This window comes from Staphylococcus sp. GDY8P57P (assembly GCF_017892585.1).
GTDB lineage: Bacteria > Bacillota > Bacilli > Staphylococcales > Staphylococcaceae > Staphylococcus > Staphylococcus borealis.
In genome coordinates this window covers 1-10,623 of the sequence record NZ_JAESLK010000057.1, presented here as the reverse complement: position 1 = coordinate 10,623, position 10,623 = coordinate 1, and the positions used below count along the sequence as shown (strand labels likewise).

Genomic DNA, 10,623 nt, shown 5'->3' with positions numbered 1-10,623 from the left:
CAGGAGTCTGGACTTGACTTGGTACTGTTCAAAAGAAAGATAATTTTAATTTAACATAAATTGACTTATCAGAAGTTACCTATCATCGTAAATTCGTAGATGATATAATATTAAGGTCGCCTATCTCTCAGGCGTCAATCTAGACGCAGAGAGGAGGTGCTAAAAATGACAGATATCTTTGTTCACATCATGACCACAGTCATCAGTGGTTGTATCGTTGCGTTGTTTGCGCATTGGTTACGTAAACGTAATGATAAATAGGCGGCATAATCACACCAAAAAACCCCTCACTACTCGCAATAGTGAGGGGTTTGGTGCATCAAATGCAGACATCTTTGTTAATTACATTATAACACCATACTGGATAGGAATGCAAAATTGAAATTATGGAATATAAAGGGGATAGAATTTGAAAATGAGTATTGTTACAAATGATAGGACTTATTTTTGGTGTTGAAAACAATCTTATGATTTATATTGGAAGTCCCTTAATATTTTTCATGTTTTCATTAATGAACCTCATTGCATATGACAACGAAGAGGTAATTATAAGTAAGCTAAGTCAATCAGAGTAAATAAACATATCGAACTTGAATCAATCTAAAATAAAAGTAAAGATAAGTGAGATAAAATGGAAACAATAGGAAGCATTATATATTTAAAAGAAGGTTCTCAAAAGTTAATGATTATCAATCGAGGGTCAATTGTAGAAATTGAGAGTCAAAAGTATATGTTCGATTATTCAGCATGTAAATACCCAGTTGGTATTGTAGAAGCGCAAATCCATTATTTCCAATGAAGAGAATATTGATAAAGTTATATTTGGGGGCTACTCTGATCAAGATGAAACAAGATTTCAAAAATTATTTAAAGAAATGATCAATAATTTGGATAAAGATATTCAACGTGGTACTGTTCAACAAAAAGATAGCTTCGGTTTGATTTAATGAAAGTTATATGCCATCGCAAATTGGCAGATACGAGAATTTTTAGATCCTTTATCTCTTAAGCGTCAATTTAAACGCAGAGCGCAGGTACATGATAAATGGTGGAAGCTTAATATCACAACCACAGTCATCAGTGAATGTATCGTTGCGTTGTTTACGCATTGGTTACGTAAACGTAACGATAAATAGGCGGCATAACCACATCAAAACCACCCTCACTACTCGCAATAGTGAGGGTGTTGGTACATATATGCATATAATCTTCAACAGACATAATATAACACTCGATAAAGAAAGAATACAATTGACGATTACTTTAACAAAATAGTATGTACTTCAACTATTTTTGAAATTGCGTTCTCCTTATATTTTAAGCTCCTGAGCCTTCAAATCCAATAATTGCTGATTGTACTTTACCGTTCTTTTGTACAAACGTTACTGGTGTATGATAATTACCATTTTGGCCACTAACTAATTTATAATCATCGCTATTAGGATTTTTATGACCGTGAACATCTGCTTGCTCTACAAGATCATTACCATAAACGGATTTAAGTTGTTTCACAGTTACATTACTCACTTTAATTTGAACAGATGTTGCTGTTTTCTTTCCAGACTTCACTGAAAAGAAGTTTTGATCATATTTACTAAAGTTGTTCAACTTACTGCTTGTCCCCGTTTGAGGTACTATTTTAGTTCCATTAAACGTAACATTGCCATACTTAACCGCATTTTTAAACGTTTTATTTAATAAAAATGAACCATCGTTATTTACGTAGCCACTATACGTATAATATGGTGTAGTAGCTGCATGTGCTTGATTATGGTGTGGTTGTTCTACTGAGGCTCCGACTCCGAATACTGTTCCCATGGCTAAAGTTGCACTAACAATTGCTTTGGCAGTTTTATTCATATGAATCTTCCTCTCATTTCTTAGTCAAATCGTCATAACAATCGTTATATTACGATTTGTTTACAATATTACAACAATATTTCTAAAATTGCAATTTTACATTTTAAAACCTTTATACATTTTCTATAAAATTAACGTAATAAATGATTTTAAATCTACAATAGATACATAGCAAAAATGAATATACTTATTAATGATATCTTCTTGTATATAGATTAAAAAAATAAAAGGGATGAATTTTAACTAAATAAAACATGTAGAAGTGAAATGAAAAGAAAGAATAATTTAAATTTCACTAACTGGACAATCTTTGACCTCCTGTTCTTATAAACTCAAATTGTAATTAAATAATTGGAGGTTAGGAAATATGAAAAAGAGATTAGTTACAACAGCATTATTAGGTACAGTGTTATCAACAAGTATTTTAACAGGGCATGCAAATGCAGCTGAACAGAAACGACCTATTTATGTATTTACTGAGGAAGAATTTAATCAAAACAAGACAGGTGAAACTGAAGGCTTTGGAGGCGGACCTGGTTCAGATGTTACCGTAGTAAATGGTAATGAAACATACCAAGAGTATCTAAACAGAGTAAAAAAAGGTGAACGTTTGAGTGAAAGCTTAGCTCCTATAGAATATGTATATCCTAAAGATGCACAAAACTATTTTCAATCAAACAATTTAAATAATAACTCAGCTACTAATAATCAATCTGTCGAATCTACGAATAATAACAATTATTCTAATAATGTAACAAATCAACAATCTACTGATTCTCAAAACATTCAACCATCATCTAAAGCAGATACACAGCAATTGCCAAAAACTGGTGAAGATTCAACAGATTCTATATTTATAACAATTATCGCTTCAATAATGTTAGTAGCGGGATCTTTATTAACATTCAATCGATTTTCAAAAGAAAAATAATTGACTTGATTTCAAAAATTCGTAAAAAAGTAAAACAGTTTGATTAATCAATAAATTTAAGGGAGCAGGACAGAAATTAAAATAAATTCGTTGTCCTACTCCCACTTGCTTTTCTTGATGAAATTCTCTCAGTTCGGCCTCGCCACCAAGGATGACTAGGTTTGATAAAAGTTTGATTCAAGCGCATTTTTAGATCAGTCAGCTACTACGAATTTGCAAAGTAGCACTATCTTTTTTTGTCTTAGCCTTTACTTAATATAGTAGTTATACTTAATGATTTTTATATGTTTTTAATACTATTTACTGTGTAAATAATTGATAAGTGTATTTGATCTCATCTAAACGATTGATAAAAGAATCGATATAAGTTTGTGGACCTAATATGCGTGCCAATGGAGCTAATTGATAAGCAATATAATAAGAATCTAATTCAGTACATGATACAAGAACAATTACTTTCCCATCCTTATTTTCCAAGACTTTTGCGATAGAGAATTGTTGTTTAAATTGAGTCCATATGGAAATATCAATTTCAAATTTAATAGGTTGCATGTTTGAAACACTACAGTATGAAGAGGATTCTAATATGTATAGTGACTTAATATCACGTACTTTTTCAGTATGAATTTTAGACTTATATTCATAAGTTAACCAGTAATCATAATGCATATAAACAAGCGCTAATGGTTTAACTATAATTTTGTCATTTAATTCAATCCGAACTTTCAAATTTTTAGTGATACCTTTTTGTAATCTCATCAAATTCATACCAGGTAGTGATTGATTTCTAATATTAAATTGATTTAAAGCATTTCTCAACAAATACTCATCTTCAATACGATTGTTTGATAAAAAATCCAGAAACAAATTATATACATCTAAATGTAAGATGGGTGTTAAACTTTTAATTTTAATTAATAGACTTAGCAATGCAACACTATCTTTTGAAAATGAACCATTCGATAATATATAGCCATCTAAAGTACGACTATAAACGACTTTAGTGTGTTTGTTATTCCAATAATCACTTTCATAAAAGAAGTTATTTAAATCGTTTATATCTCTTTGTATAGATTTTTCTCCAACATTAGCAATATTACTAAATTCTGATTTTTTGACAACGTCTCCATTTATTAAACGTGTAAGCAATGATAAAACGCGTGTTGCTTTATCCAACTTGTATCGCCCCCGAAGTGTAATATACATATCCCGAAAGACACAATACGTCCATTTGTATATAAAATACTTAATAGTATTTAAGTTTAATCAAAATTAAAAGGCTTGTATCCTGATATTCAAGAAAACAAACCTTTTAATTAGTCATACTATAAAAGCATACAAATTTTTGGATTCAATATCTCAATTACTTTTTAACCCTTTCTTATCACTTATTCAATCTACTTATTGATTATATTTTCATATTTAGTAGTTATTTTCTAATTTTTGCTTTCATTCTAAAATATCTTCGCTTGATTCAAGTTCTACAATGTCATAACGATATTTTTCCAAAAGGGTTTTATATTTATAGAAGAAAATGATGCCGAAACCGATTGATGCTACAAATAAGATGTTTTTCATTTGTTGTCCTCTTAACTTCATAGATTAAATTTATATTCATTAAATAATTATAACATCAAATAACTTTATTATAAATTTAAACAGTTAATTTATTGTTGCTAATACACCCTACTCACCAGGAATAAATACATTTGCTTCACTATCTTTAGGATAATAATAACCATTTGGTATAGTCTGTAACTCAATTAAGGCATTGAACGGTGCCTTAACGTACACACTCTTACTACCTTTCGAATCTTCATAAGTTGAATTATCATGTGTTTCAGATAGTGGTTCAGCGCCTGCACGTATGGCATTGTCTAATACCGCTTCAATTTCATCTACCATGAATGAAATATGGTGATAACCCAAATCTTCAAGTTTAAGTGGATCTTTCTGATGATTACTCTTTACTTCAAACATTTCAATATTCGGACCATTTCCAATCACAATCATTCTTTGGCGCACAATTTTTGCCCCTTTAGTTAAACCTAGCATACGTTCAACTTCTACACCTTCACGTGGTTCATCATCATACGTTAATGCATCATACGCAATTTTAGCGCCAAACGCTTCCTTTAAAAATATTGTCGCTTCGTCTATATCTAACACTGTTAAACCAATATGATTAATCCCTTTAATATGGCTCATATAATCATCTTCCTTTCCGCTTTCAAATATATTTACCCTAAATTTATGAGAAATAAAAAAGAGTGAATTCAAATTGAACCCACTCTCTCACCTATTAATATGTGTTATTAGAATTGAATTACCATACGTCCGGTGATTGTTCCTTGTTCCATTTCTTCAAAGATATCGTTAATTTCTTCTAACTCACGTGTTTGTACTTTTGGAACAACTTTTCCTTCTGCCGCGAATTGGAAGGCTTCTTTCAAGTCTTGACGTGTTCCTACTAATGAACCAACAACCTCAATACCATCTAAAACTAAACGTGGAATTTCTAAGTCCATTTTCTCAACAGGTAAACCTACAGCTACTACACGTGCGCCAGCTTTCACAACATCCACTGCTTGATTGAATGGTATTTTAGCTACTGCAGTAATAACTGTCGCATCTAAACCTTTATCGTCAGTTAATTTATTTACTTCTTCAACAGCGTCTTGATTTTTAGTATTTACAACCGCATCTGCGCCTAATTCTTTCGCAAAATCTAACTTATCATCACTAATATCGAATGCAACAACTTTAGCGTTAAATACATTTTTAGCGTATTGAAGTGCTAAGTTACCTAAACCACCAATGCCAAATACACCAATCCATTGACCTGGTTTGATGTTACTCACTTTTACAGCTTTATACGTTGTTACACCAGCACAAGTAATTGAAGAAGCTGCCGCTGGGTCTAAGTTCTCAGGTACTTTCACTGCATAATCCGCAGTAACAATAACTTGTTCAGCCATAGCGCCATCAACAGTGTAACCTGCGTTCTTAACATCACGACATAATGTTTCACGTCCTGTTGTACAATATTCACAATGGCCGCAGCTTTCGAACATCCAAGCGATTGAGACACGATCGCCTTCTTTAAGCGAATCGACACCTTCACCTACTTTAATAACACGTCCAATACCTTCATGGCCTAATGTTACGCCAGTTACATCACCGAAGTCTGCATTTTTAACGTGCAAATCAGTATGACATACACCACAATATTCTGTTTGAACTAAAGCTTCACCGGGTTTCAAGGCACGTACTTCTTTATCTTCTACACTTACTTTACGATCATGTGTTACTACTGCTGCTTTCATGGTCAATCACTCCTTGTTCAATTAACATTTAATGATAAATTTGTAAATCTACACTCATTATATGCAATCGCTTACAGAATTGGAATCATTTTCACTTAATTATTTTTAATTTTCAAACATTTTATTTTTTACTATTTTACTTTTTATAAAATGGTTACTACCACTTATGCTAATACCGTTAAACTACTACGCACTTACCATTAAAAAACGCGATATAGTTATGCTATAATTTTACATATAACAATTAATTAATTGCTTAATTACAACTATTGCATCAAGACTTATGGAGGGATTTTTAGTGAAAACACATGTCCTATATGGAAAGTCTGAAGTAGAAGTCAATGTTCCTGATGATAGTACAGTCATAGAACCTCAAAAGATAGAAGCATTAGATGATTATACTTCAGCAATTCAAAATGTTTTGCGACAACCAACAGGTTCTAAGCCACTGAAAGAATTGGTTAATAAGGATGATATTGTATCAATCGTCATTAGTGATATTACTCGACCAACACCGAATCACATACTCGTACCTTTACTAATTGAGGAATTAAACCATGTGCCACGTGAGAATTTCGTAATTATTAATGGTACAGGTACACACCGTGATCAAACACGTGACGAACTCGTACAAATGTTAGGTGAAGATATTGTCAATAGCGTAAAAATCGTCCACAATCACTGCGACGAAAAAGAAAGTTTAGTGAAAGTTGGACACAGTAAATATGGCTGTGATGTGTATCTAAATAAAGACTACGTTGAATCTGACTTCAAAATCGTAACAGGCTTTATTGAACCCCATTTCTTTGCTGGGTTCTCTGGAGGACCTAAAGGAATTATGCCAGGTATCGCTGGTCTTGAAACAATTAAGACCTTCCACAACGCCAAAATGATTGGTGACCCTCGCTCAACTTGGGGTAATTTAGAAGATAATCCTGTTCAAGATATGGCACGTGAAGTCAATACGATGTGCAAACCTGACTTCATGTTAAATGTCGCATTAAATAAAGATAAAGCAATTACAGCTGCATTTGGTGGCGATGTCTTCGAGGCACATAAAGAAGGTTGTGCTTACGTTAAAGAACACGCAATGTTCAAATGTGATGACCGCTTCGATGTGGTTATTGCTTCAAATTCCGGCTACCCTCTCGACCAAAACTTATATCAAACCGTTAAAGGTATGAGTGCTGCTAGTAAAGTTGTAAAAGAAGGCGGCAATATCATTATGGTATCTGAGTGTGCAGACGGATTCCCTGATCATGGTAAATTCGCTGAAATATTCAAAATGGCTGACACGCCACAAGGTATTCTAGACTTAATTCATGACCCGAACTTTTCAGAAGTGGACCAATGGCAAGTTCAAAAACAAGCAAGTATTCAAACATTCGCAAATGTATATGTGTATTCAGAGCTAACTGACCAACAACTTAAAGACTCAATGCTAAATCCAACATCAAATATTGAACAAACGATTGCCGATTTAGAAGCGCAATATGGCAGAAAATTAAGTATTGGTGTTATGCCACAAGGTCCATTAACGATTCCTTACGTAGAAGACGAAGCATAATGAAAGGATTGATAAACATGACTGAATTACAAAATAAAGAACTTAAATTAAATCAATTATTAGAAGATATGGGCAGTGTCGTAATTGCTTTTTCAGGTGGTGTAGATAGTAGTTTAGTACTTAAACAAGCAATGGATGTATTAGGTACTGAAAATGTTAAACCGGTTGTTGTTAAATCTGAACTTTTCAGAAATGAAGAATTCGATCAAGCCATTGCATTAGGTCGCGAATTAGGCATCGACGTTATGGAAACTGAAATGGCTGAATTAGAAGATGCAAATATCGTTAAAAACACACCCGAAAGCTGGTACTATAGTAAACGTTTGATGTATGGTAAATTAACTCAACTTAAAGAAGAGTTAGGTTTCAACTATGTATTAGATGGTATGATCATGGACGATTTAGAGGATTTCCGTCCAGGTTTAAAAGCAAGAGATGAATATGGCGTTCGCAGTGTACTGCAAGAAGCCAAACTCTATAAATCAGAAATTAGAGAATTAAGTAAACAACACGATCTGCCTGTATGGAACAAACCTGCTTTATGTAGTTTAGCTTCACGTATTCCTTACGGCGAAGCATTAAGTTTTACTAAAGTGAATAAAGTCAATGAAGCTGAAAAACACATTTTAAGTTTAGGTGTTAATAACGTACGTGTCCGTTACCATCACAATATTGCACGTATCGAAGTATCAGAAGATGATTTGGCAACTGTAATTAGAAACAAAGAAAGCATTACATTACGCTTAAAAGAACTTGGTTTCGACTATGTTACTGTTGACTTAGAAGGCTACAGAACAGGTAGTATGAATGAAGTCATTGATACCAAAGCGACTAAATTAGTATAAGGACGTATACTCATGAGTAAAGATTCTAACTTTATTGAAGACTTGCTCGAAGGTGTAAAATCAAATCAAATATCCATTGATGAAGCTAAAGCCCAACTCAGTCATTATGACGAATTGGGCTTTGCTAAAATTGATTTACATAGAGCAAAGCGCCAAGGATTTCCTGAAGTGATATTTGGCCAAGGTAAGACAAAAGAACAAATCAGTCAAATCATTACAAGTCTATCGAATCATCACAATGTTATTTTAGTCACACGTATTAATGAAGAAAAAGCATCTTATGTTTTACAACAACACCCAGATTTAGACTATTATGCTGAAGCAAATATAGTCTGTACGTCTCTTGAATCAATTGAAAAATCACATCACTATATTTCAATACTTTGTGCCGGCACATCTGACTTACCTATAGCTGAAGAAGCTGCAGTCACAGCTGAAGTAATGGGTATTCAAGTTAATCGTTATTACGATGTAGGTGTTTCTGGTATCCATCGATTATTTGAACATATTCATGATATTCGCAGTGGTAAAGTATCGATTGTTATTGCTGGTATGGAAGGTGCCCTCGCAAGTGTTGTTGGCGGTTTAGTCGATCATCCTGTATATGCTGTGCCTACTAGCATTGGATATGGTGCCAACCTAAATGGTATAACCACTTTATTATCGATGATTAATGCTTGTGCACCAGGTACAAGCGTACTAAATATAGATAATGGTTTTGGTGCAGGGTATAATGCTGCAATGATTATTAAGATGCTAGAAAATCAATAGAACGGAGCTATAATTATGAGTAATGCTTTATATTTAGACTGCCATGCTGGTATTGCTGGTGACATGTTGCTGTCCGCACTAGTTGACTTAGGCGCTGACCCTATATCAATTGAACGCGAATTAAAACAATTACCTATCGATGATTTTGCGCTTCACTTTAATAAGAAAGTTAAACAAGGTATCAATGCTATGACGCTGAAGATTGATTTTCATGAACATCATCATCACCGAAAAGCGTCTGATATCTTCAAATTAATCGATGATAGTCAGTTGCCAGAACGTGTTAAGCAACGTAGTAAAGCAATATTTAATACGATCGCGCATGCTGAAGCAAAAATCCATGGTATGACGATAGAAGACGTTCATTTTCACGAGGTCGGTGCTATGGATTCAATTATAGATATTATCGGAGGCTGTATTGCATTGGAACAGCTTGGCATCGATACGCTCTACTGTTCCCCTATTCCAACAGGTAACGGGAAAATTAATATTGCACATGGTATTTATCCAATACCTGCACCTGCTACTGCAGAAATTCTAAAAAACATACCCCTCGCAGCATTTGACGTACAAAGCGAATTGACTACACCAACAGGGGCAGCATTTGCTAAAAGTTTAGTCACTCAATTCGGAGCTTTCCCAGCTGCAACAATGCAAGAAATTGGGTACGGGGCAGGCAATAAAGACTTTGACTTTCCAAATGTTTTACGCGTCATTCAATTCCAAGATAACCAACAAGTTTCTCACGACCAAGTACAGGTCATAGAGTGTCAAATTGATGATATGACCCCAGAAATGTTAGGTCATTTTATGGATACGACATTGAAAGCAGGCGCACTAGACGTTTACTTTACACCTATTACAATGAAGAAGAATCGCCCTGCAATTCAATTGACAGTCTTATGCAAAATTAATAATAAACAAACCATTGAAAATTTAGTATTAACACATACATCATCACTAGGCGTTCGCAGTTACACAGTGAATAGACACATTTTAAAAAGAGCTTTCCGTGATATAGAGACTCCGTATGGTCAAATAAAAGTTAAATTCGCTTTAAAAAATGGAACAATCTTAAAAATGAAACCTGAGTTTGACGATATTAAAGCCATAAGCGAACATAAAACCATACCATTACATCAAGTGTATAATACCGTAATGAACACTATAAATAATCAATACCATATTGGAGAATCTTTAAAATAATTACGACGTTTGTAGAACCAGAATTGATTTAAACAAACAAATCTAATATCAATACAAAAAGGCAATTCCTATTAGAGTGTTATAGGAATTGCCTTTTATAAAACATACTAAGATTAG

The 10,623-nt window shown here is 33.5% G+C and carries 12 protein-coding genes and 1 pseudogene; 8 read left to right on the top strand and 5 right to left on the bottom strand.

What is annotated here, in order from left to right:
* Positions 1 to 165: 165 nt before the first annotated feature.
* The 3 genes and pseudogenes from KA878_RS13355 (at position 166) to KA878_RS13345 (ending at position 1,136) form a co-directional block, all read left to right on the top strand.
* On the top strand, positions 166 to 261 hold the full coding sequence (locus KA878_RS13355) for a type I toxin-antitoxin system Fst family toxin (RefSeq protein ID WP_089535969.1): 96 nt from the start codon (positions 166 to 168) through the stop codon (positions 259 to 261).
* Between the two features lie 370 nt (positions 262 to 631).
* Positions 632 to 947 (top strand): annotated as a pseudogene (locus KA878_RS13350) (DUF4176 domain-containing protein).
* A 114-nt stretch (positions 948 to 1,061) separates the two neighbouring features.
* Positions 1,062 to 1,136 carry a type I toxin-antitoxin system Fst family toxin gene (locus tag KA878_RS13345; protein WP_142237154.1) on the top strand — a complete coding sequence of 25 codons (75 nt, stop codon included), beginning with the start codon at positions 1,062 to 1,064 and terminating at the stop codon, positions 1,134 to 1,136.
* Positions 1,137 to 1,317: 181 nt separating this feature from the next.
* Here the strand turns inward: KA878_RS13345 and isaB are convergent, their stop codons facing one another.
* A complete protein-coding gene (isaB, locus tag KA878_RS13340) occupies positions 1,318 to 1,860 on the bottom strand; it encodes an immunodominant staphylococcal antigen IsaB family protein (RefSeq protein ID WP_193839691.1) in 543 nt (180 codons plus the stop codon).
* 367 nt (positions 1,861 to 2,227) lie between these two features.
* On the opposite strand from isaB, the gene KA878_RS13335 reads away from it, so the two are divergent.
* Entirely contained in the window at positions 2,228 to 2,791 is a 564-nt protein-coding gene (locus KA878_RS13335; RefSeq protein WP_193839692.1) for an LPXTG cell wall anchor domain-containing protein, read from the top strand.
* A gap of 300 nt (positions 2,792 to 3,091) precedes the next feature.
* On the opposite strand, the gene KA878_RS13330 is transcribed toward KA878_RS13335, so the two are convergent.
* The 4 genes from KA878_RS13330 to adhP all read right to left on the bottom strand — a co-directional run bounded on the left by KA878_RS13330 (position 3,092) and on the right by adhP (position 6,117).
* Positions 3,092 to 3,967, bottom strand: a complete 876-nt coding sequence (locus KA878_RS13330) for a hypothetical protein (protein WP_193839693.1) — start codon at positions 3,965 to 3,967, stop codon at positions 3,092 to 3,094.
* A 273-nt stretch (positions 3,968 to 4,240) separates the two neighbouring features.
* On the bottom strand, positions 4,241 to 4,369 hold the full coding sequence (locus KA878_RS14555) for a hypothetical protein (protein ID WP_256323726.1): 129 nt from the start codon (positions 4,367 to 4,369) through the stop codon (positions 4,241 to 4,243).
* Positions 4,370 to 4,477: 108 nt separating this feature from the next.
* On the bottom strand, positions 4,478 to 4,999 hold the full coding sequence (locus KA878_RS13325) for a VOC family protein (RefSeq protein ID WP_193839694.1): 522 nt from the start codon (positions 4,997 to 4,999) through the stop codon (positions 4,478 to 4,480).
* Between the two features lie 107 nt (positions 5,000 to 5,106).
* Complete coding sequence (gene adhP / locus KA878_RS13320) at positions 5,107 to 6,117, bottom strand: alcohol dehydrogenase AdhP (RefSeq protein ID WP_193839695.1); 1,011 nt, start codon at positions 6,115 to 6,117, stop codon at positions 5,107 to 5,109.
* 298 nt (positions 6,118 to 6,415) lie between these two features.
* Here adhP and larA point away from each other — a divergent pair, with 298 nt between their 5' ends.
* The 4 genes from larA to larC are packed head-to-tail and all read left to right on the top strand — an operon-like array spanning position 6,416 to position 10,506.
* Positions 6,416 to 7,684: a nickel-dependent lactate racemase gene (larA, locus tag KA878_RS13315; protein ID WP_070854535.1), complete on the top strand. Its 1,269-nt coding sequence runs from the start codon at positions 6,416 to 6,418 to the stop codon at positions 7,682 to 7,684.
* Positions 7,685 to 7,701: 17 nt separating this feature from the next.
* Positions 7,702 to 8,529 carry an ATP-dependent sacrificial sulfur transferase LarE gene (larE, locus tag KA878_RS13310; protein ID WP_193839696.1) on the top strand — a complete coding sequence of 276 codons (828 nt, stop codon included), beginning with the start codon at positions 7,702 to 7,704 and terminating at the stop codon, positions 8,527 to 8,529.
* Positions 8,530 to 8,541: 12 nt separating this feature from the next.
* On the top strand, positions 8,542 to 9,300 hold the full coding sequence (larB, locus tag KA878_RS13305; protein ID WP_193839697.1) for a nickel pincer cofactor biosynthesis protein LarB: 759 nt from the start codon (positions 8,542 to 8,544) through the stop codon (positions 9,298 to 9,300).
* A 15-nt stretch (positions 9,301 to 9,315) separates the two neighbouring features.
* Complete coding sequence (larC, locus tag KA878_RS13300; RefSeq protein WP_193839698.1) at positions 9,316 to 10,506, top strand: nickel pincer cofactor biosynthesis protein LarC; 1,191 nt, start codon at positions 9,316 to 9,318, stop codon at positions 10,504 to 10,506.
* Positions 10,507 to 10,623 lie beyond the last annotated feature (117 nt).

Excerpts from the sequence above, each read along its gene's own strand:
- KA878_RS13355 (WP_089535969.1), top strand. The coding sequence starts at position 166 with ATGACAGATATCTTTGTTCACATCATGACCACAGTCATCAGTGGTTGT.
- isaB (WP_193839691.1), bottom strand. The coding sequence starts at position 1,860 with ATGAATAAAACTGCCAAAGCAATTGTTAGTGCAACTTTAGCCATGGGA.
- KA878_RS13335 (WP_193839692.1), top strand. The coding sequence starts at position 2,228 with ATGAAAAAGAGATTAGTTACAACAGCATTATTAGGTACAGTGTTATCA.
- KA878_RS14555 (WP_256323726.1), bottom strand. The coding sequence starts at position 4,369 with ATGAAAAACATCTTATTTGTAGCATCAATCGGTTTCGGCATCATTTTC.
- KA878_RS13325 (WP_193839694.1), bottom strand. The coding sequence starts at position 4,999 with ATGAGCCATATTAAAGGGATTAATCATATTGGTTTAACAGTGTTAGAT.
- adhP (WP_193839695.1), bottom strand. The coding sequence starts at position 6,117 with ATGAAAGCAGCAGTAGTAACACATGATCGTAAAGTAAGTGTAGAAGAT.
- larE (WP_193839696.1), top strand. The coding sequence starts at position 7,702 with ATGACTGAATTACAAAATAAAGAACTTAAATTAAATCAATTATTAGAA.
- larB (WP_193839697.1), top strand. The coding sequence starts at position 8,542 with ATGAGTAAAGATTCTAACTTTATTGAAGACTTGCTCGAAGGTGTAAAA.
- larC (WP_193839698.1), top strand. The coding sequence starts at position 9,316 with ATGAGTAATGCTTTATATTTAGACTGCCATGCTGGTATTGCTGGTGAC.